Genomic DNA, 21,487 nt, shown 5'->3' on the forward strand with positions numbered 1-21,487 from the left:
TCAAAAAGAGACGGGCAGTTTACAGGACTCTAGTGACCATAAACCATCATGGTGGTATCGGTAATGGCGAAGTCTGTGAACTGAACGCTGCCAATGCTGACCTGGCCTACTTTGAACACGGGCATATCTATGTCTGCCCGGAATTCAACTTCATGAATTGAAAGGCCTTCTTTGCCGGAAACCGACCCTGTACCCCGGGACAGTTTTGCCGTAGCACTGGCCATTCCGAAGTGGCCCAAAGTATCATCGCCCCGGCGGTTATGAATTTGTAACCCTTCAATACCCACCGCTGCAAAATTGAACAGCAGGATCACATCTGCGGCATCCCAGTTCAGGCTGCCATCAGTGACTTCGAAGTGAGTGTCCAACTGCAGTTCGGCCCCGGAAACGACATTTCCATTGCTAAGGGTTTTGCTAGAACCGCCCGCGTTGCGAATGACCAGGTCTGTTGGGCCTACATAACCTTGCAGCAACACATCAGAAAACAGAGTCGCCGAGCCTTCAGAACCGGTGGTGGTAATACTGCCAACCTCTAACTCGAAATCCACCGCTTGTAGGTAGTCAGTTAGGCTGGTTGGGTCACCATAATCGGTTGCACCCAGATGGATAACCAAATCGCCACTATTGAACTGCTTACCGAACTCACTACCCATGGAATACTTTGCTAGGGCATCTGCAACATCCGCATTGCTAGTGCTCAGAAGCCCAGCATCTGCTCGCCGGGCAATTTCTGAAAAACCATGCTCAAGTACCTCACCGGTACCCGCTATATCAACGGTCAGCTTCAGGTTGTCCAAAACCGTATCGTTATGACCAGAAAGCCGCATATCGTTCACGCTCAGCGTGCCTTCATCTGTCCAGGCTAGGCGATCGATATTGATTTTGGTTTCCAGCTCAATGGTCACACCGGCCTGACCGGTTACCCCTGAAAGCGTACCATCATCCAGCGGCTGGAATTCCGCCATGGCCGTGGTAGGCAGCGAGAGTGCAAGCACCCAAAGGGAAAGCGTTGATGTTCGTGCCGTGCAGCGAAGGGTGTGCGGCTTAATCATGATGGCCCCGATTTTGGACTATTTGTTTTTGTTGGTAGAGAGCCTTAACCAAGCTCTCTGGCCGCAGGGGACAGCGTAACCAATGCAGCAGAAATAGAGTTGTGTTACATGTTGTTACGATAGGTGGGAAATCGCGATGTGTCTGTGAGCTTAGTCACAGTTGAGGATCTATAAACTAGCTTGAGCAAACCAGTCGGCATGCCAATTCAAAACCGTGCGGAGCCATGGATGGCGGAGCCGAGCGTACAGGGAGGTATTCACAGCGTGTTTTGAATTGGCATGCCGACTGGTTTGCAGACTTTAGGTAGAGGGTAACGCTCTTTGAATCATTCTCTTCTGATGCTCCGCAAAAGCCTCAATTAAAGCTTGGGCTTGCGCGACATCTCGCGCCAACACAGCCTGCGGGAGGCGTGTGAAAAAATCACTCGTCTCAGCCAGCCCATGGCGATAGCGCTCAGCGCTCAAATAGTAAGCGCGACTCACCGCCGGTTTGAAATTAGAAAGCGCTTCGGTGAGGTAGGGATTGCCCACCAAATCGCAGCACGCCTCCATCACCTCAAAGCTGGCTTCAACCACGGCCGTAATATCTGCCGAAGGTTTCCGCATTTGCTCCACCGCGCTGGCTACCACTGCCAACATGCGCTCTCGGTCGCTGTCCTGCCAGCGCTCACATAGCCTTGCTGCAAGCATCATCAACAGATGCATGTAAACGTCGTACAGCTCCGAAGCGTGGTTGGCGTCCAGCTTTGATGCGGCAGCACCTTTGCGCGGCGTGATCTCGACTAAATGCCAGCGCTCAAGAGTGTACAGCGCCTCTTTCACCGAGGCTCGGCTGACTTTAAGTTCAGTGGCCAGCGTGGCCTCCTGAATGCGCTTACCTGGCTGAATTTGCCCGGTCATAATCCGTTCTGCCAGATAATTGGCGATTTGTTCCGCCAGGGTATTAGGCACCTTGAAATCCATAAAGGTTCTCTGAACTGGTTTTGAGAGCCGGCAGGCCATGGGTCGGCCCTGCTTCAGCAGGAGAATATACGTGGAGTTTATCACACCCCCGCGGCTTGCCCATTAGTCGACCATCGTAGATCAGCACCTTGAAATTTGGCCGCAACGCCCACACCTATAGACACTAAATTTGAAATGTAAAAAGGGAAATCCCATGCCCAAGCACTTTGAGCAAGCCCCCGGCCTATACGAAGAACCGGTTCCAGAAACGGAAGGTTATGTATTTAACCAAACCATGTTGCGAATCAAAGATCCCGAACGCTCCATGGATTTCTACACGCGTGTAATGGGGATGCGGTTGGTGCGCAAGCTGGACTTCCCCGAAATGAAGTTTACGTTGTATTTTCTTGGCTACCTTGATGACCGGCAAGCCGGGTATGTGCCAACAGACGATGCGCACCGAACCACCTACACCTTTGGGCGTGAAGCCATGTTGGAACTGACTCATAACTGGGGTACAGAAAACGACGATGACTTCGCTTACCACAATGGTAACGATGAGCCTCAAGGTTTTGGTCATATCGGGATAGCGGTACCCGATGTGTACACCGCCTGCGAGCGTTTTGAGAAATTAGACATTGAGTTCGTAAAGAAGCCGGATGACGGCAAAATGAAAGGCTTGGCGTTTATTAAGGATCCAGATGGTTACTGGATTGAAATTCTGCAGCCGAATATGCTGGAGAAACAGCGCAAAAACAGCTGATCATACGGATGCGCCGGTGTCGATTAGTTGCTTTCATAGAATGTTAGATGCATCACCGTTGGTCGGCCTACAGTAGGGTGGAGGCGAGTTTGCGAATAGGTCTGAAAGACCGGCGGCCGCAAGCCGCCGTCCCTTGGGCTTTAAAGTATTAATCTCGCAAGTTACTTCACAGTTAAACGCTCAGCGTTTTTCTCAACCGTGCGAGCGCCTATACCTTTCACATTGGCCAGCCCCTCTGGCGTTTTGAAAGGGCCGTTGGCTTTGCGATAAGCAATGATGGCCTCTGCTTTGCTGCTGCCAATACCATCAAGGCTTGCCAAAGTTGCTGCATCTGCGCTGTTGATATTGATAGTTGGTTGCTCTGCAAAGGCAAACCCACTTGCCAAGGTGAACAGTAATACGAGTGTGGCGAAAAAAGATGTGTGCTTCATGTAAGTGACTCCTGAGTCTAACGTGCATCGTTATGGCTATGAGTCAGGGTGCAATACAGCAGGAATAGGTTGCTCAGGTTTTTCGGGAGAGAAAAAGTGCGAAGGGAATTGGCAGAATAACGCTGAAAAAACAGTGCACGGGCAAGGACTACACTCCATGTAGTCCTGTGTTCCGTGAACCCCCGCCTATTCCTTTAGGCTGCACTCTTCCTAAGCGCTTCATCCTTGATCATCCTTGAAAGCCCATATCCTTCGGGCTGCTCCAAATCCCTTTGATAGCTCCGGTTCCGTAGAGCAGTCATCCCTGTGCCAACATTCCGTGCTGGCTTGTCATCCCTGACACCACCTATTCTAGCGGGAGCGAATTTGTGGGATACCGGAGATTGACTCACTGGCTTGTGAGATATCTCCTACAGGGGGCGTGCGCTCGAACCCTGTCGACGAAAGCGATAGGTTATAGTGAGTGCCCGAGCAGCCCTAAAACACCAAGGGTAATCAGGTAGCCTGCAACGATATAGTTGAGCAAGCGCGGGAATACCAGAATGCCAATGCCTGCGCCCAAGCTAATAAGGGGTGCGAGTTCTAGGTGAAGTGTCATAAGTTTCCTCAGCGATCATTTTTGAAAAACGAAAGAAATCTTGGCACTGAATGCGTAGGGCAGCAACTCCCTTTATGGGGGGGCGTGTTGACGGGCGTATCCGTTAGGCTAATAAATGTTCGATTTAGCCTTTAGTTCACCTTTCTGGAGTAATTGGTAATGACTGATAGAACTATCTGGATAACCGGCGCATCCGCAGGTATTGGCGAAGCCTTGGCCGCCCGTTTTGCTCAGGAGGGTGCCCGCCTTGTTCTTTCCGCCCGCAGGCAAAGTGAACTGGAGCGTGTAGCCGAGCGTTGCCGCAATAAGGGCCTCAGCGCGGATCAGGTGCTGGTTTTGCCTCTGGACGTTACAGATTGGGAGGCTTTGCCGGGTGCAGTACAGACAGTGCTCGACCAGTTCGGTGGAATTGATTTGTTGATCAACAACGCCGGTCTCTCCCAGCGGTCCTTGTGTGTGGATACAGATATGTCGGTCTACCGCCAATTGATGGAGGTGGATGTGATGGGACAGATTGCCCTGACCAAAGCTGTTCTGCCCCACATGCTTGAGCGGGGTACTGGTCATATTGCCGTAACCGCCAGCGTAGCGGGCAAGGTCGGCGCACCAACACGTACCGGCTACTGCGCCGCCAAGCATGCGGTTATGGGCTTCTTCGATGCTTTGCGCACCGAAGTGGAAGGGCAGGGAGTGCATGTATCAACCATCGTGCCCGGCTTTATTCGCACGGATATCTCCCGGAATGCGCTAACAGGTGATGGCCAGACTTTCGGCGAAGAAGATGAAAATATCGCAGGCGGAATGGATGTGAGTGAGTGTGCAGACGTGGTGGTGAAGGCTTTGAACAGCAAAAAACGTGAGATCCCGGTGGGTAAAGGCAAGGAAATGGCGGCGCTTTGGGTTAAGCGTTTGTCGCCGGAAATGTTGTTCCGTCTTGCCAGGGCATCCAAATAAGCTATCCGGTTTGGAACGCAGTTTTAGAACAGTCCCATTTGGGGCTGTTTTTCGCTAAAGCTTAGTGCTTCCAACCCGTCCACCCGCTCCCTGATAAGCCTCGTCCAGAGCTCGGTCAGTGCGAGCGCATCACCTATGTCCGGCATGTGTAAAAAGAAATAGGGCCGCCGACCTTCTTCAACCCAAGTGGCAATGCGTTCAACCCAAGGTGCCAGATAGCGGCGGTTACTTTCTAGATCTGGGTGCCCAATGTAGCGGATAACCGGGGCTGCATCACCGGGAAGCAAGTGCACCGGCACTCTTGGCTTTTTGCGCTGTGCTTCAATAGTGATGTCTTTATCTGGCGTCGCATCTGGCAACGCCGAAAATAAAGCACGTGTATCCATGCATACCCGTGCGACTCTGCGCTCACGAAGGCCACGGTTTAGTGCTTTTTCAACATCCCCTTTGCTGAAAAAAGCCTTGTGGCGTACCTCAACTGCACATTCCAGTGGTGCTGGCAGGGCGTCGATAAAGTCCCATAGGTTGTTCAGGTGCCTTGGTCCAAATGCCGCAGGGAGTTGCAGGAGGAATGGGCCGAGCACGTCTTTCAAGGGGGCAACAATGTCCAGAAAGTCGCGCACGCTTGCGTCCACGCCAGACAGTAGGCGGTCGTGAGTAATCTGACGAGGGAATTTTAGTAGAAAGCGAAAATTGTCTGGCACCTGCGCACGCCATTGCCGGCACTGTTCCTGGCTGGGTGTCGCATAAAACGTTGTGTTGCCTTCAACACAGTTAAACACCTGGCTGTAACGGCCCAGCGGGCTTTCGCCCGGTGGTAGCAGGTTACCCCATGCTGGGTGTTGCCATTGAGGGCAGCCAAGAAAGTAGGGCAGTGCCATTGTCAGCGGTTCCGGATAGTAGGGTGTTATGTATGCGCTATAGCTTACCGTATCCGGAATGCCGATGCCGCCTGCCGCTCAGGGTTGCCACAAGATGACTTAAGGCGTGGAGTAACGCCATCAATAGCGGGGCCAGTAGCCACAACAGCCAACTGCCGATGTACAGTACAGGGATAAGCAATAGCAGCCACCCCAAAAATTGAACGGCGGCTACTGGGTAGCCAAGCACCTCTGCCACGCCGGCAAATAAGTCATTGATAAGGCTTGGGTGGGTAACAACAAGGTAGCCTGCGCCAATAAACAAGGGCCACTTGGCGTATCGGGCGCTGCGCAGAGCCAGTTTTCCGCTGCGGGTCACCCTCGCAGCCAGGGCAGCGGAGCGAGTACCCCGGCTTGCACCCTTGGTGGCAACTGCAGTGGCCCGCCCTACCTGAAGCACTTTCACTGCACTGGCAAAGACTAAGATATCCACCGAGGCCCAGCCAATATCGCCTGCGGTAACCTCTTTTCCAGAGCGGTAGTTGCGTTCCAAATCACGAATGCCGCTGGCGAAAAACTGGTTTAACCCTTCTAGTACCCGTTCTGTTCCAATCCATTGGGTTGTGCCCTGGCTGTCCACAACAAACTGACCCAGAAAATCGTGGCCTTCGCTTTGAATAAAATTGACTGCGTACCAGCCTCGCTCTTCCGGTGACAGGTTGCTGCGTTCGTTGGGTTGTTTGTTGTCTGGCTCAGATGCCTCCGGGAGGCCGGTAAGAAAACGTTTGGCGGCTTGATACTTACGAGAAGCCGTGTTCATCCACTCAATAGTGCTAATAGGCTGGTTTACGAAATGCTGAATGGGCGGCAAAACCTCCTCGCCATAGCGCCGCAGAATATCCTGAAACTCGGGCTCGGAAGCGTAAAGCGGAAACAGCGCTCTAGCCATGTTTGGGAAGCGCATAAACGCAGCTTGCGCTTTCAGTAGCAGCAAGGGGTCATCCGACATATCGAGCAGTATCGCTTGAATCTCGACGGACTCTTGCTCTATGTCCGGGAAGTCACCGAGCACATCACGGGCGTGAATGTTAATCAGCTTGTGCTCAATAGGGACCGGCTGGGCTATAGTGCTAAAAACAGCTGCTAACAGAAGGGCGGCTGCACAAATCAGGAGTAGCTTTTTCAAATGGTCACCCGTGCGGATCGATTATTCATAACCACCAGTCTAGCGCGAACTGAGAAAGTTGGATTTGTTCCGTTTCCGCTATCGTTACCCAACTGCGGCCACGATGGCATCAATTTCGGGTTCTGCGTAAATGGCTAGAATGAAATCGTTTGTTCTGCCAGTGCTGGCACTGGCGGTATTGTCGGTCAGTTTCTGGTACAGCGCAGGGTGGTTGCAGCTGTGTGCGGGCTTGGCTTTGTTCCTGTTTGGGATGCAATGCCTTGAAGAAGGCTTGAAAGAGCTTGCAGGAAGTCGGCTTGAGCAATTGTTGGAGCGCAGCACAGCAACGCCACTGAAAGGGCTGATGTTTGGTGTAGGCGGCACCATGATTCTGCAATCAACCACCCTGATGTCTTTGTTGACCATTGCATTTATCAGCACCGGGTTGATTCATTTAGCAGGTGGTATCTCAATTCTATTGGGCATCAACCTGGGCACCAGTGGAGGCATCTGGTTACTTGCGGCCGCCGGCCAGAATTTTAGCCTGAGCCCACTGGCCCTGCCGTTACTTGTGTTCGGTGTTCTTGCCGGTTTCAACTCTCCAAAGGGCAAGGCTTTTGGCCGTATTGTGCTGGGCATCGCTTTTATATTTTTGGGCATCGATCAAATAAAAAGCGGCTTCACCGAGTTTGGTAGTGTGATTGATCTGGCCGGGCCTATGGATAGCAGCTTCATGGTCCAGCTCAGTTTTGTTGCAGTTGGTCTGGTTTTAACAGCGATTCTGCAGTCTAGTCACGCCACCTTGATGTTAGTTTTGGCCGCGTTGGCTGGCGGCCAGATAGAGCTTTGGCAGGGTATTGCCATTGCCATTGGCGGCAATATAGGTAGCAGTGTAACCACGGCATTCGTTGGTTGGCTGGGCGGTAATCGCAGTGGGCAGCGGTTGGCGCTTGTGCATGCATTATTCAACATTCTTACGGGGCTAGTTACCTTCTTGTTGCTGTCGCCCCTTACTTGGGTTTCTCAGGCCCTGATGAGCGTGTTTGGTGCAGGCGATAACACGCTGTTGCAACTGGCCATGTTCCAAACCCTATTCAACGGAATTGGTGTGCTGCTGTTCTGGCCTTGGCAGACACAGCTGGAGCGGGGGTTGCGCCGGGTGTTGCCAGATCGCACAGAGCCAGCTGTATTAATCACAGACGCAACCACCGGCCCTCGCAACCTTGTGGAACAGCGAGTGTTGCCCGAGAGCCACGCGCGATACCTAAACGAGGCGGCGCTGGCCTCCGTCGACACGGCTTCCCGGGCGGTGGTTCAGGAGTTGCAACACCTTGGTCGGTTGAGCCTTGAGGTGATTTGCCATGCGCTTTATCAGCCAGTCGAGCAGCTGATTTCGCGAGAGGTGGATGAAGCACGGCTGAATGCGAGACCCGATGATACCGAAGGCTTGGATACAGAGGATTTATATCGGCGCCATATCAAAGTTGTGTATTCCGACCTCTTGGGTTTTATGAGCCGTCTGGACACCACCAAGGATGAGGACCACCAGCAATTTTGGATGACCTGCCAGATGGCGGCATTACAGTTGGTGGACGCAGTGAAAGACGCAAAAGCGCTGCAGAAAAATCTGGGACGTTATCTACGGGATGAACGCTCGCTTGCCCATGAGCACTACATGGAACTACGCCGTCACCTGCTGTGGGTGCTAAGACAAGTGCGTGAAGTCAGTAGGCTGGAAGTGCCAGACGACGCGTGGCGCAACCGTTTGGACTGGGTAGACAGCGAAGCTGTAAAGTTTGATTCCGGCTTCCGACACCAAATCTTCAGCGATGTGCGCAAAGGCGAGCTGAACAACCTGCAGGCCAGCTCGTTAATGCACGATCTCGGGTACTCCGTTCGCATAACCCAAAGCTTCCGCAACGTGCTGCAGTTGGGGCTTGCGGATGGTGATGAGCTGCTACGTGAAGTGCGCCGGTTAGGAAGCGACGATGACGATTCTCCGCTTATCCGGGCGTGAGTGTTTTTACACACACAAAAATCGCATTTCCGGATGACTTGTCCCACGGCATGATCTTTTCGTAGTCGTGCTCAAGAATATGGACATCAAAGTAGGGTTGTAAAAGGCTTGCCAGGTCTTCGAAGCTCACCGCCACCATAGGATGTTCGTCGTCCCATGACTGAGTGATGCCATCGGTGGTTTTTGTGATACTGAGTTTAAGGCTTTGCTGCTCCCCGTCACCACAGTAATGCCATGCAGAGCGGAAGGTGAAAAAGCTATCTTCTCGGGTTAGGTCGTGCCGTTCCGCCAGAGTGTTATCAATTTTGGTTTTATCGACGGAATTGAAGCAAAACACGCCGCCAGGCTTGAGTGCACGATGTGCGCTGACAATACACTGTTTCAGTTGTTCGATAGTGGCACTGTAGTGAATGGAATACAGAAAGCAAGTGATCAAATCCAAAGGTTCATCAACCTGAAAATCGCACATATCCCCTAATGTAAATTGCGCTTCCGGACACCGGGTTTTTGCTTGCTCCAGCATAGGCTGGTTTATGTCCAGCCCGCTGCTCTGATACCCGAAATCGATAAAATAGCGCACGTGAGGCCCCGTTCCGCAGGCGAGATCTAGGTGGGCATTACCCTCATTGCCAAATAGCTGGTGCAGCCTACGAACGCCGTAACTTTGCGCGTGGTAGTTAATGTCTGCACACATCAGGTCGTAATAAGCGGATAAGTCTGTATATAAATAGCTAGAGGGCATGGCGACCTGACGGATTTAGCGGGGAAAAGGGTATGAGAGGATGGCGGCGCATTCTAAGCCAATCCGCAGTATTTGCGAAGCGGATAAAATCTAGGGAGTCTCTGCTGCTTCTAACCGGGGATTTCTCGGGTAGTAGCGCTCTGGCAGCCGTTCAATGTAAGGGAAAAAGCGGGCGTCTTTGTAAGGCATTTTCATAAAGCCGGATACGCCCAGCCCGGTGATCTGATCTACGGCCGCCAGAATTTCATCCAACCGCTGGCGGAATTCATCTTCTTTCTCGGGGTCCAGCAGTCTGTATTGGCTGTGTATTTTTAGGTGAAGAGGTAAAGCCTCGAAAATAATCATCCCGGTGTGGCGGATACTGTTGAGCGCTTCGAGGGATTTGATGATGGGTTGCGGCAGCACCAAGAATTCCTCCGGGTCTGGCCCGTCTTCAAAGTAGGAATGCACTCGTGAGCGATCCTCTACTTCCGGTGCGGAGCTCACTTGATAGGGCAGCCGCATTTCCGGTGGCGCTACGAATGGTTGATCTTGTTCGTCTCGTTCGATGTGCAGAGTGTCCCGGGCATTGAAAAGGCAGCTTTTGAATATGCCCTGCCGGTAGATTGCCTGAGCCAAGTGAACCATGTTATTCACAGCCGTGGTGAAGGCGGTTCGGAGTTCGGGATCATGTAGATTTAAAGAGGTGTCCACATAAACACCGTCAGGTTCCCAGCGCACAGCAAGGCCGCCTTCTACCGGGTATCTGCCCAACCGACTCACTGCAGCCAGAAAGGCTTTTTCAGTGTCCCCCATGCCCTGCATGAAGTTTTTGTAGTAGCGGTCGAGCTGCACGTCGTTGACATCATTCAGAGACTCGTCGGCGCCTTCCTGCCGCAAAAACGCTTTTCGGGAGCTGTAAACAACAGTGTCGATTTCACGATTCGAGATTCGCAACCAGATGGGCACCAGTTGTGGAGGAGGTGGTTCCGGCAGGTCGATCATCACTGTGCGCCCCATGCGCGGCATTTCTTTCAGGTAATGATCACCGGCTCGCATGCGCAGGGCAGGGTCAGGATCCAGCATGCCGTCTAGCATGCGTGCAAACTCCATGGGCAAGCCGAGCGACGTTGCAGGAATGGCCAGATGACCGAAACGGCAGGATTGCCCGGACGCCAACGCGTAAAGAGTGGCCGCCGCACCTTGTTCGTCAAATCGTGGCGATGAGAGCCCTCCGTAAAGCTGCTCCTCACCAATAAAGTACACATCGCCCAGGCGAGCGTTGGTTTGTTGCAGGTTGTCGGACATCAGCTCCATCACGCTGGGGCTAAGGAACTGTTGGTTAGCGTCCAGTTGAGCAAAGACTGAAGAACCCCAGTCGATCAGGGCGATGTTTTCGGTTTCAGCATCAAACACCAGATTGGACGGTTTGATATCCCCGTGCACAATCGGGCGACGTCCGTTATCGGTTTCGCGTCGCAGATTACGCAGTATATCGGCCAACTGGTCGGCGATACGTATAATCAGGCGTGGGCTCAGGCGTCCCTCCCGCAACGAGACTTCCTCCAGATTAAAGCCGGGTGCGCGCTCCATAACCAGAATCGGTTGGCTGCCTGCGCGGTGGTAGGCAACCAGAGCAGGTACCCGAGGGTGCTCTACCTGCTCCAGAATATAGGCTTCGTCTTCCAGCCGGTCATGCAGATGCTGGGGCAGGGTGATGCGGGTGAACTTGAATACATGCTCAAGATCCCGCGCACCCTCCAGTGGCAGCCGACCGGCAAAGACAAAACCAAAGGCGCCTTTGCCAATCATCGCAACATCGGCGTAGCCCATCTGCCTGAGTTGGGTTGTGCATAGCTCAACCCAATCTTTCAGCTTTCTCGCATCGTCGTGGCTGAGCAGGTAAATGGACTGCTCTTCCGGGATGTAGAACTGCTGCAGCTGTGCCTGTCGCGGCGATGATGAATCCGGTGGCGCCATACTGGTTAGCCCATGTGGAGAAGCATGGTTTGCGGTGATTCCAAGTAGCTCTTCCACAGGTTATTGAAGCGAGCGATGGTGCCGCCATCAATAATGCGATGATCTCCCGCCCAGCTGATAGTCATGATGGAACGCTCCACCACTTGACCGTTGGCATCAAAGCGCGGCAGCTTCTGTGTGCGCCCCAAGGCCACGATCGCCACTTCCGGCGCATTGATAATGGGCGAAGCATAGGTGCCGCCCAATGCGCCAATGTTGGAAATGGTGATGGTGCCGCCTTTGAGATCTGCCTGACTGACCCGACCTTCCCGTGCGGCTTCTGTCAGGCGGGTAACCTCGTCGGCAATTTCCAGCAAGGTTAGCTGGCCTACGTTTTTAACATTGGGTACGAGTAGCCCGATTTTGCTGTCTACCGCCATCCCAACGTTACAACTCGGCTGGTAATGGATTTCGGTAACATCCTCGTTAATCTGGCTGTTGAGTATTGGGTACTCACGCACGGCGAGAGCGATGGCTTTCATAATAAAAGGCATCAAGGTTAGCCGAGAGCCGCGGGCTTCGGCTTCCGGTTTTAGCTGCTGGCGCAGGTTCAACAATTCCGTCACATCAATGTCTTCGCTGAAGTTGAAGTGCGGAATGGTGGATGCAGACGCCACCATGCGCTTGGCCATCACAGCCTGCATACCCTTGATGGGTTCTACGCGAACCTCTTGGCTTTGTTCCGGTCTTTGTGGCTTGCTTGTTGAGGCTGATGAAGCCCCGGCGGCTGGTTGCTCAAGGTGTGATAAGACATCGGCTTTGAGCACGCGGCCGTCTTTGCCAGAGCCTTCGATATCCGACAGCGTCAGCTCATTCTCGCGCACCAAGCGGCGTACCGCAGGGCTGGCGGGAATTCGTTGTCCGTCTTGGCGTGCTGTGGGAATGGTAGCAGGTGTCTCTGCAGACTCTGGGCTGGGTTTTGGCTCAGGGCTGTTTTTCGGCTCAGGGCTGCTCCCAGACTCGCGGTCCTTCTCGGGCTCGTCGCTTTTACTTTCGGCGCTGGCCTGGCCATCCGAGTTTTCACCGCTCTCATCCACCAACTCAAACAACGGCGCGTGTACTTTGGCTATGTCGCCTTCTTTCCAGTACAGCTTGGTAACCCGGCCCTTATAGGGCGCTGGAATTTCCACCAGCGCTTTGTCGGTCATCACTTCTGCAACGGGCTGATCCTCTTCGATCAGGTCACCTTCACTCACCAGCCATTTAACCAGTTCACATTCCACGATACCTTCGCCGATATCGGGCAGTATAAAATCGCTCATCATTGTTCTCCTGTCCGGATATCTGCTTAGAATTCGACGCTTTCCCGAATGGCCTCATAGACCTTCAGGTGGTTGGGGAAGTGCTCTTTCTCAAGCACCAGCGGGAAGGGGGTATCCATCCCGGTAACCCGTGCGATAGGCGATTCCAGATAGAGGAAACAACGTTCCTGAATCGTTGCGGCTATCTCGCCAGCAAAGCCTCCCGTAAGGGGCGCTTCGTGGGTGATGACCAAACGCCCGGTTTTAAGTACGGATTCAGCGACGGTTTCCACATCCCAGGGCAGGATGGTGCGCAGATCAATGACTTCGCAGGAGAAGCCTTCTTTTTCGGCCATTTCGACGGCTTTATCGATAACTTCCATTTGCGCGCCCCAGCCCAGCACCGTTACATCGGTGCCTTCTTTGAGGACCTCGGCTTCGCCCAGAGGCAGTTGATACTCACCCTCAGGCACTTCGCCAACAGAAGCCCGGTACAGACGCTTTGGCTCGAAGAACAGGGTGGGGTTGGGGTCGTTGATGGAGGCCAGCAGCAGCCCTTTCGCCTGATGCGGGTTGCGTGGCACCACAATCTTCAAGCCGGGGGTGTGGGCGAAGTAGGCTTCAGGTGACTGAGAGTGATACAAACCACCGGCTATGCCGCCGCCGTAGGGTGTTCGGATCGTCAGGTTGCCCACATTGAACAGGTTGCCCGAGCGGTACCGGAACTTTGCAGACTCGTTAACAATCTGGTCGAAGGCGGGGAATATGTAATCGGCAAACTGAATTTCGGCGACCGGGAACGAGCCTTGGGCCGCCAGACCGTTAGCGAAACCGATAATGCCTTGTTCCACCAGAGGCGTGTTGAAACAGCGGTCTTTGCCGTACTTTTGTTGCAGGTTGCTGGTGGCGCGGAATACGCCCCCAAAAACGCCCACATCTTCACCAAAACACAAAACTTTGTCGTTAGCAGCCATCGCCAGATCAAGGGCGTCGTTGATGGCTTGCAGCATGTTCATCTTGGCCATGTTATGCCCCTCCCTGAACGTGAATGGCCGACTTGGGGTACTCATCGGGATATTTGCGAATGTGTGCCTTTAATTTTTCAAACTGCGCGTTCAGCAGCGGGGGCACTTCGTCGTAAACATCCGTTACCAGAGTTTCCAGTGGGGGCGGTGGCAGTTTCTGGGCCCGTTTCATGGTTTCGAGCACTTCGCGGCGCAGGCGTTCCTGCAGCTCTTTCTCTTCACCCTCGCTCCACCATTTTTTCTTGGTGAGCCAGTTTTGCATGCGCAGAATGGGGTCTTTTTCGCGCCACACAGCTTCTTCGTCTTTGCTGCGATAACCCGAAGGGTCATCCGATGACGAATGGGCTGCCAACCGGTAAGACATGGCTTCGATCAAAACCGGGCGGTTCTCTTCAACGGCAAGTTTGCGGGCGGCTTGAGTGGCTTGATAAACGGCCAGAATATCGTTGCCGTCTACGCGAATAGTGTCCATTTTGTAGCCAAAGCCCCGGGGCGCTATGCCATCGGCGGCAAACTGTTCGTCAGCAGGGGTGGAAATGGCATAGCCATTGTTGCGACAGAAGAAAATAGCGGGGACGCGGTGTACAGCGGCCATGTTTAGGCCGGCGTGGAAGTCGCCTTCCGAAGCGGCGCCTTCACCGAAGTAGACAATGGTGCAATGCCCATCCCCGGCCATTTTTTGGCCATAGGCGTAGCCGGTAGCCTGTGGAATCTGGGTGGCCAGAGGAGATGAGATGGTCATGTAGTTGAGCTTGCTGGAGCCATAGTGAACCGGCATCTGGCGGCCCTTGCCGTAGTCTTTCTCGTTGCCGAACAACTGGTTCATGAACTCGTCAATGGTAAAGCCACGATAGGCCAGCGCGCCTTGCTCACGGTACTGCGCCATAATCATGTCCGCATCGTCGAGCGCTGCGGTACTACCAATAATGGCAGCTTCTTCGCCGGTGCACTGCATGTAGAAGCTGAGGCGGCCTTGGCGCTGAGCACCCAGCATACGCTCGTCCAACACGCGGGTGGTAACCATGGCGTGGTAAATTCGCAGAGCCTTTTCTTTATCAATGTCAGGAGCTTTGCCGCCTTTGTAGAGGGAGCCGTCCTGCTTGAGAAGTTTGAAGGTCGGTATGCGGTATTCCGCACCGTCCGTAAAAACAGGGGTATAAACGGTTTTGGATTTTGTTGTTGTCATAATCCTCGTCCTGGGGTGATGGCTTGAGGAACAGAATGCCCCTTGTGAGGGCCTCGTTAAATTGTGGAGCTTTGTCCTATCTGCCGGTGTTTTTCCAGAGTATAGAACGCAATATGCAACCCTGCCGGTGTTGCAACGGACTCCTTCTGCCAATTTTTCCGGTTTGGGTAAAACCGAGTCTTATTGGTCGATGTTGACCTTAACGTAAAGTGCGGCTTTTGGGTAGTGTCCTTTTTGGGTGAGCTATTGCTCCGAAAAAGCTAGACTGCCAAGCTGCGCTATCGGCTCGAATTACACCGGATGGGATTCTTAAAAAAGGTAAAGGGATTTGGAAGCGATACTTATTTTGCTTGGCGTTGGACTTGCACTGTCCATACCTGTGGGCTCTGCTCTAGGCCTTCTGGCTTTCCTAAAGCGGAATGAGCAAGACGCTCGTATCGATGCGTTGAAGGCCGAGGTTGCTTCGCTGGGCCTTGAGCTGAACGAATTGCGTTCGCATGTTAAACAAGGGCAGGCTTCAGGCGCCCAAGAGCAAGACACTCAGACGTCGGTTTTTGTTGAGCCAGCCGAAGTGATAGTGAGTCAGCCTGAGGAGCCAGAACCCGAAAAAACACCAGAACCAACGCCGCATACCCCAGTTGCGCCTCGTGAGTCTTCTCCTGTGGTGGCCGCCCTAAAAGAAAACTGGATGGTTTGGCTAGGTGGCCTAAGTGTCGCGCTCGCTGGCATTTTTATGGTTAGCCATTCCATTAACGCCGGGCTGATTGGCCCTGTGCAGCAACTGTTGCTTGCCCTAATTACGGGCGTTGCCCTGCACTCTGGCGCGGAATATCTACGCAGGCGGCACGTGAGTACAGATCAGGTGTTTGCCGCCTTGGCGGGTGGGGGCAGTATTACGCTATACGCCGCATTGCTCGCCGGTGTTCACCATTACCAGTTAATCAGCCCGGTTGTCGGGTTAATCCTGCTTGCGGTTGTCTCCTTGGCCACCATGGCGTTGGCACTTGTGCATGGCCCATTGCTGGCCATTATGGGGCTGAGTGGCGCCTATATTGTGCCTCTACTTATAGGTGGGGAGGACGGCAGCGTCGCCTTTGTGCTCTCGTACAGCTTCCTGATTACGATCAGTTCGTTGCTATTAATGCGTTACGTTTTCCGTGATTGGCTTTGGTATGCCACGCTGGCCGGGGCCTTGCTTTGGTGGGCAGCCACTGTGGCTGCAGCACCTACTGAACTGGCGACGGCTGTGTATCTGACCGCTTTGTTTATTGTTTTTGCGTTTTTGCCGGGACAAGAGCAGGCAGCCCCTTCACGTTTGCGCGAGGCACTTCTGCCGCTATTGGCGATCTGGGGCATTTCGATTGCACATCAATCTGGTGATAACCCGGCGTTTTGGAGCTGGCTGCTTATTCTGCCTGCCGCAAATTTGATTCCTCAGAGCCGGAGTACGCTGTGGTTTTTGCCGTGGGGTGCCGTGTTAGCCAGTGCTGCGGGTTGGCTGTTGTATATGGGTCGAATGGATGGCGATCTGTTTTATCTGATGCAGATTCCCATGGCACAGCAAGCTGGCTTTGTCAGCTATCTGATTGCTGCCGCCATCACCACCACTGGTTTGGGCCTCTGGCTTTGGGGGCGCTATGCCGACCAGCGACGCTGGGCCTCGTTGACCCTGCTTTCGCCGCTGGTATGGCTGGTGCTTGGCTGGTTGTTGCTGCAAGGCTATGGCGAAACATCGGTTGTATGGGCGGTTGCCACCTTGGTGCTTGGCGCAGTATACGGCGTTCTGGCCTGGCGGATGGAAGGGCAGGCCCGTTATGGGAACGGCGTGGTGTGGGCCTTGATGGCAGCGCACGTAAGTTACTCACTAGCGACCGTGATGGCCTTCCGTGAGGCATCACTCACTCTGGCCTTATCGGTTCAGTTCGTTAGCCTTACTTGGCTGGCCAGACGGTATCAGATGCCTGAGCTGTACCTGATGTTAAAAGGCGTGTTAGCTCTGGTTGTTGCAAGGCTTACCTTCAACCCCTGGTTGCAGGGGTATGATGCCAGTGTGCATTGGTCGCTTTGGACTTATGGTGGCGCTACTTTGCTGGCAGCTGTGGCTACAAGGCTTGCGGAGAAAGGCCATTCTATTCGCCCCTGGCTGGAAGGCGCCACTCTGCACTTGCTGGTGTTGTTTCTGGGCGCAGAGCTGCGTTACTGGTTGTACGATGGCGATATATTTGCTCACGAGTACAGCCCGACCGAAGCAACCATGAACACCCTGCTTTGGGGTGCGCTCAGTGTGACTTACGCGGTCCGGGCAAAATCCAGTCAGTCATTGGCTTGGCTTTACAGATTGTTCTCATGGGTTCTGCTGGCCCTTTCCGTTGTTAGCTATCTAACGCTACTCACTTTGCATAACCCGTGGTGGAGCGGCGGCTTCATTGGCAGCACGCCCATCTTCAATATGCTCTTGCCTGCTTTTGGTGGCCCGGTACTTTTGGCCCTTGTTATCAGCCGGTTCCCGCGGATTGCGCCCAAGCTCTGGTCAATGTGTGTGGCTGGGGCAGGGTTTCTTCTATTCACTGCTCTGCAAATTCGCCAGCTCTGGCAAGGTAGCGATATCGAACTTTGGCATGGCGTAACAGAGGGGGAGCTGTATACCTATTCCGTAGTCGGCATGGTCTACGCCATTGTGGCAATTCTGTACTCCACTGTTTATTCCACGAAGAGTGCCCATATTATCTTGTATAAGGCTGGCATGGCTTTGTTGGGGATTGTAATTGGTAAAATTTTCCTTATCGATATGGCTGGCTTGCAAGGTTTGTGGCGCGTTGCGGCCTTTATGGGGTTGGGGCTCGCCCTGCTAGGCCTTGCATGGATGTACCGAAAAGCGCAGCGTTCCAGTACTCAGGCTCCGTAAGCTAAATTTATAAAACAGAGAACCAGACTATGAGTGATGAGCAGTTAACCAGCGTACTCGAAATGGATGGCGAAGAGAGATACGACTACTTTCTAAGCGCTGTTCTGGAAGAACGGGAGATCTGGATCCTTGTTAATTCCGATAGCCGCTTCCTATCCATTGTTTCAGAAGACGATGGCGTGGCCCACCTTCCGGTTTGGCCCAGCTCGGAGTTCGCGGCTGAATATGCCAAGGGAGCTGACGACCTGACTCCGAAAAGCATTTCGCTGCCAGACTTCTTCAAAAAGTGGGTGTCGGGTTTATCGAAAGACGGGTTGTTGGTGGGGGTATTTCCGGGTGCAGACAAAACCTTGTGGATAACCGAAGCGAGCGAGCTGAAAAAAGACCTGCAAGATGAACTGTCCAGCTTCTAGCGCTATCAACTTTGTGTATTGTGAGGTGGATGCATGAGTGACGATCTCAAACATGTGGTTTGTCCACACTGTGACAAGGTTAACCGTGTGCCTGCAGACCGTTTAGCATCGGGCGGTCATTGCGGTGCTTGTAAACAGCCATTGTGGCCTGAGGGCGTACTTGAGCTTACAGGGCAAAACTTTGCAGCCCACACGGGCCGCAGCGACTTGCCGGTGCTGGTGGATTTCTGGGCGAGCTGGTGCGGCCCCTGCAAAATGATGGCGCCGCAGTTTGAGCAGGCAGCGCGTGGCTGGAAAGGCAAAGTGCGTTTTGCCAAGCTTAGTACGGAAGAGCACCCCGGCCCGGCAGGGCAATACAGTATCCGCAGCATCCCTACGTTGATTTTGTTCCGCAATGGCCGCGAGCTCGCTCGCCAAAGTGGCGCCATGAACAAGGGCCAAATCGACCAATGGCTGCAGAGTAACGGCTGCTGAAAAGGGTAGCTCAGCGCGGGATGTGATTGAGCAGTAAATAATCTGGTCAGTTAACGGTCATATTTGTCGAACGCCCGTTTTAACTGGCCTGAACTGGCTTGTCCCGCGCCTTTTCACAAAGTTATCCACAGATTTACGGGATAACTCTTAAACCGCGCGTTTGCCTATCACCCCGAGGCGCTCTTTCTGTCATTAAACAGAATGAACTGGCGAACCCGGCTGATATAGGTTTTCTCGGTTCGATAGCTGTACTGCTTGGCTCTAATTTCGGTGCGAACCGGTTGCAGAAAGGTGATTTAGGCACAGCCGCACCTCCATGGCTGAAAGCTGAATGTAGCAAAGAATACCGGTTGCGACTGAGGTCAAAGCGTTAGGCGTAGCGGAGTTATACGAACGCATTCGCAAAACTCCAGAAGGCATATGAGAAATAGCTGTAACTATCTGATAAGGTTTGAAAGTAAGAGCAAGAACGGCGGAGTTATACGCCCATAGCGAGAGCGCGAACGACCCGAGCGAGGGCGTATAACTCCGGCGCTAGTCTTGGCGGTTGATGCTCAAGATTCTGTTTTTATTGATAAAACCTTTTTCTTTTGAGTATGTTTGAATGGAGTTTTGCGAATGAGTGATATGCGAACTCGTTCGTATAATTAGCTGTTACGAGTACTAGGGAGTAAACAAATGATTCGCGATTATCGGGAAGCCGATATTGATCAAATCTTGGCAATCTGGCTATCTGCATCGATTAAAGCCCATGATTTCATCGAATCTGCATTTTGGAAGACGAAGATTAGCGAGATGCGTGATGTATACATCCCGGCATCGGAGACGCTTGTGTATGAAGCCCAGGGAGAAGTTGCAGGGTTCTATAGCCTCTATGAGAGTAATCTCGCTGCGATCTTTGTTACACCAAAATCACAGGGCCAAGGGTTGGGCTCAGTCCTGATTGATGATGCGAAGAACCGGCGAGAGAAGTTGCAGCTCACTGTTTACAAAGAAAATACTCCTAGCATCAAGTTCTATGAGAAACACGGATTCACTGTACTTGGAGAGCAAATCGATGAGCATACCGGGCACCCTGAGCTCATCATGGAGTATCACTCGTAACAAGGCGCAGCAGTATGCGGCCGTTGGCCGCCGGACGCTCGTAAACTCACGCCGCTGTGCTTGGCGTTAATGGCCAAGGCCTCGTAAGGATTCAGTCAGTAAAGCAGGGAGTTGCTTTTAAATGTTTACCATCGTCCAACTCATCTCCCCGCAAAACACTGCAAAATCATTAGGTTTCGTGTTCTGGTTCTTTTCGCCATGGGCTAGGCTGGGTGCAAGCTGCATTGCAGAGGGCATTCGGGTTTGGGTGCCAGGGATAAACTGCCGGGTAACCGGCCATTAACAAGTGACTGTCGGACGCACCTACGCTGGCGCTCCGGTGCGCCGCAAAGCCATTGCGTATGCGTAGGAGGGAATTGTGAGAATCGAGTATTCATATGGAATATTTGGGTACTTCTTAAAGTACTTTGGTGGTGTAATTATGATTGCATTACTAGGCGCTTTTCTTTTCATTGCTTATTTAATTCCCCAGCGGCCGGTTTCTTGGGAAGCAGTATTCTTAGCTTTTCTTGTGCTTTTCATGATTCCTATATGCTGTAAAGGTATTTATTATCTATTTAAATTTAACGATTCATTTGTTTGCAATTACATTTTTATAAATGACTCCCTCACCATAATTCGAAAAAATAAAGCTATCCAGAGTTTATCGCTAGACGAGGTGTGCTCAATTGTGTATTTAAAACTCCCCAAAGTTATCGAGGTTCACTTTCGCTCTCTAAGCAAACCAATAGTTCTTATGAATAATGGGCAATACGAAACAAATTCATTTGTTCAACTTAAAGACTTCCTGTTTAAAAACAACTCAGTTAAGGTCAAGTGGATATGACGCATAACAAGCAACTCCACCGCGCAAATTTTAACTGTCACCTTTTGTGCAAAAAGACGCACAAAAGGTGACAGTTAAAATTTGCGCGGTGAGCTGAGCGTTAGGAGCCACGTTTATGTCTCAACCCGTCTGGAAGCGTTACGAATCTGCTTCAAGAGAAATACTGCAGCATTTCGCGTCGGAGCTAGGAATTATTTCGGTTGACGGTGAGGCTGTGCTGCCTGGGAGCTCTGGCACTAAATGGCATGTCGAAGGAACGGCAACATGTCTGGATGAGGGTGGATTTCTTATCTTGGAGTGCCGACGATACACCGCTAAACGACTGAACCAAGAATCTCTCGGGGGTTTAGCTTTTCGAATTCTTGATACTGGAGGTGCCGGGGCTATTATTGTCACTCCGTTGCCATTACAACAAGGAGCTAAACTTGTCGCGGAGTCTCAGAATATTGTCCCTGTAGAAATCGCGGAGTGGAGTACAGCGCAGCATTATCTTGCCCGTATTTTAGGGAAAACCTTTCATGGGTTTGGTTATGTAGAAGCTATACAGGTATCGGCTAGTAGTGTGGTGTCAATTCAGCTGACGAGAGCCAGCGCCAGTGAAGATGACTCCTAACAATCGCAGGCACAGGGACAAAATTTCCGCTGCGCTACAATTTTGCCCGTGCTGCGGGCGTTAGGTGAGACAGTCGTGAGAATCGAAGCAAGGCAAATGTTCCGGCCAAATGGATTGATTGATGACTTTGTTGTCTATGGCAAGTCAGAGGACTATTTGCTGTTTGCAGATTATGTCG

The 21,487-nt window shown here is 52.6% G+C and carries 20 protein-coding genes; 8 read left to right on the forward strand and 12 right to left on the reverse strand.

Annotated features, from left to right (window positions below; all coding sequences use genetic code 11):
• Positions 1-29: 29 nt before the first annotated feature.
• On the reverse strand, positions 30-1,052 hold the full coding sequence (locus FE845_RS17130; protein WP_227714465.1) for a DUF6160 family protein: 1,023 nt from the start codon (positions 1,050-1,052) through the stop codon (positions 30-32).
• A gap of 300 nt (positions 1,053-1,352) precedes the next feature.
• Entirely contained in the window at positions 1,353-2,015 is a 663-nt protein-coding gene (locus FE845_RS17135) for a GntR family transcriptional regulator (RefSeq protein ID WP_200367402.1), read from the reverse strand.
• A gap of 193 nt (positions 2,016-2,208) precedes the next feature.
• Between FE845_RS17135 and gloA the strand changes: the two genes are divergently transcribed.
• Positions 2,209-2,757 carry a lactoylglutathione lyase gene (gene gloA / locus FE845_RS17140; RefSeq protein WP_200367404.1) on the forward strand — a complete coding sequence of 183 codons (549 nt, stop codon included), beginning with the start codon at positions 2,209-2,211 and terminating at the stop codon, positions 2,755-2,757.
• Between the two features lie 161 nt (positions 2,758-2,918).
• On the opposite strand, the gene FE845_RS17145 is transcribed toward gloA, so the two are convergent.
• Both FE845_RS17145 and FE845_RS17150 read right to left on the reverse strand, forming a co-directional pair.
• On the reverse strand, positions 2,919-3,188 hold the full coding sequence (locus FE845_RS17145; RefSeq protein ID WP_200367407.1) for a ComEA family DNA-binding protein: 270 nt from the start codon (positions 3,186-3,188) through the stop codon (positions 2,919-2,921).
• Positions 3,189-3,642: 454 nt separating this feature from the next.
• Positions 3,643-3,786 (reverse strand): DUF3096 domain-containing protein, encoded by a 144-nt coding sequence (locus FE845_RS17150; RefSeq protein WP_072796477.1) that lies wholly within the window; start codon positions 3,784-3,786, stop codon positions 3,643-3,645.
• Positions 3,787-3,945: 159 nt separating this feature from the next.
• Here FE845_RS17150 and FE845_RS17155 point away from each other — a divergent pair, with 159 nt between their 5' ends.
• Positions 3,946-4,740, forward strand: a complete 795-nt coding sequence (locus tag FE845_RS17155) for an SDR family oxidoreductase (protein ID WP_200367409.1) — start codon at positions 3,946-3,948, stop codon at positions 4,738-4,740.
• A 23-nt stretch (positions 4,741-4,763) separates the two neighbouring features.
• Here FE845_RS17155 and FE845_RS17160 read toward each other — a convergent pair whose 3' ends face one another.
• Both FE845_RS17160 and FE845_RS17165 read right to left on the reverse strand, forming a co-directional pair.
• On the reverse strand, positions 4,764-5,621 hold the full coding sequence (locus FE845_RS17160; protein WP_200367411.1) for a DUF72 domain-containing protein: 858 nt from the start codon (positions 5,619-5,621) through the stop codon (positions 4,764-4,766).
• Between the two features lie 37 nt (positions 5,622-5,658).
• Complete coding sequence (locus FE845_RS17165; RefSeq protein WP_200367413.1) at positions 5,659-6,786, reverse strand: hypothetical protein; 1,128 nt, start codon at positions 6,784-6,786, stop codon at positions 5,659-5,661.
• 139 nt (positions 6,787-6,925) lie between these two features.
• Between FE845_RS17165 and FE845_RS17170 the strand changes: the two genes are divergently transcribed.
• Complete coding sequence (locus FE845_RS17170; protein ID WP_227714473.1) at positions 6,926-8,782, forward strand: Na/Pi cotransporter family protein; 1,857 nt, start codon at positions 6,926-6,928, stop codon at positions 8,780-8,782.
• Here the strand turns inward: FE845_RS17170 and FE845_RS17175 are convergent.
• From FE845_RS17175 to FE845_RS17195, 5 genes are all read right to left on the reverse strand, one after another.
• Entirely contained in the window at positions 8,769-9,524 is a 756-nt protein-coding gene (locus tag FE845_RS17175) for a class I SAM-dependent DNA methyltransferase (RefSeq protein WP_200367417.1), read from the reverse strand. The two genes, FE845_RS17170 and FE845_RS17175, sit on opposite strands and share 14 nt — an antisense overlap.
• Before the next feature lie 90 nt (positions 9,525-9,614).
• Entirely contained in the window at positions 9,615-11,483 is a 1,869-nt protein-coding gene (locus tag FE845_RS17180) for a protein kinase domain-containing protein (RefSeq protein WP_200367419.1), read from the reverse strand.
• Between the two features lie 5 nt (positions 11,484-11,488).
• A complete protein-coding gene (locus FE845_RS17185; RefSeq protein ID WP_200367421.1) occupies positions 11,489-12,784 on the reverse strand; it encodes a 2-oxo acid dehydrogenase subunit E2 in 1,296 nt (431 codons plus the stop codon).
• 26 nt (positions 12,785-12,810) lie between these two features.
• Positions 12,811-13,788, reverse strand: coding sequence for an alpha-ketoacid dehydrogenase subunit beta (locus FE845_RS17190; RefSeq protein ID WP_200367423.1), 978 nt, complete (start codon positions 13,786-13,788; stop codon positions 12,811-12,813).
• A 1-nt stretch (position 13,789) separates the two neighbouring features.
• The gene (locus tag FE845_RS17195; RefSeq protein ID WP_200367426.1) at positions 13,790-14,974 is read right to left on the reverse strand and encodes a thiamine pyrophosphate-dependent dehydrogenase E1 component subunit alpha; all 1,185 of its coding nucleotides are present in this window, start codon (positions 14,972-14,974) and stop codon (positions 13,790-13,792) included.
• A 328-nt stretch (positions 14,975-15,302) separates the two neighbouring features.
• Between FE845_RS17195 and FE845_RS17200 the strand changes: the two genes are divergently transcribed.
• From FE845_RS17200 to trxC, 3 genes are read left to right on the forward strand one after another with little or no spacing between them, the layout of a single operon-like run.
• Positions 15,303-17,879: a DUF2339 domain-containing protein gene (locus tag FE845_RS17200; RefSeq protein WP_200367428.1), complete on the forward strand. Its 2,577-nt coding sequence runs from the start codon at positions 15,303-15,305 to the stop codon at positions 17,877-17,879.
• Between the two features lie 29 nt (positions 17,880-17,908).
• Positions 17,909-18,292 carry a DUF2750 domain-containing protein gene (locus FE845_RS17205; RefSeq protein WP_200367430.1) on the forward strand — a complete coding sequence of 128 codons (384 nt, stop codon included), beginning with the start codon at positions 17,909-17,911 and terminating at the stop codon, positions 18,290-18,292.
• A 33-nt stretch (positions 18,293-18,325) separates the two neighbouring features.
• Positions 18,326-18,766, forward strand: coding sequence for a thioredoxin TrxC (gene trxC, locus FE845_RS17210; protein WP_200367432.1), 441 nt, complete (start codon positions 18,326-18,328; stop codon positions 18,764-18,766).
• A gap of 167 nt (positions 18,767-18,933) precedes the next feature.
• On the opposite strand, the gene FE845_RS17215 is transcribed toward trxC, so the two are convergent.
• On the reverse strand, positions 18,934-19,062 hold the full coding sequence (locus tag FE845_RS17215; RefSeq protein ID WP_200367467.1) for a phage integrase N-terminal SAM-like domain-containing protein: 129 nt from the start codon (positions 19,060-19,062) through the stop codon (positions 18,934-18,936).
• Between the two features lie 382 nt (positions 19,063-19,444).
• On the opposite strand from FE845_RS17215, the gene FE845_RS17220 reads away from it, so the two are divergent.
• Complete coding sequence (locus tag FE845_RS17220; RefSeq protein WP_200367434.1) at positions 19,445-19,870, forward strand: N-acetyltransferase; 426 nt, start codon at positions 19,445-19,447, stop codon at positions 19,868-19,870.
• Positions 19,871-20,811: 941 nt separating this feature from the next.
• Entirely contained in the window at positions 20,812-21,309 is a 498-nt protein-coding gene (locus tag FE845_RS17225) for a hypothetical protein (protein WP_200367436.1), read from the forward strand.
• Positions 21,310-21,487 lie beyond the last annotated feature (178 nt).

It is taken from the genome of Marinobacter sp. 1-4A, assembly GCF_016597725.1.
GTDB lineage: Bacteria > Pseudomonadota > Gammaproteobacteria > Pseudomonadales > Oleiphilaceae > Marinobacter.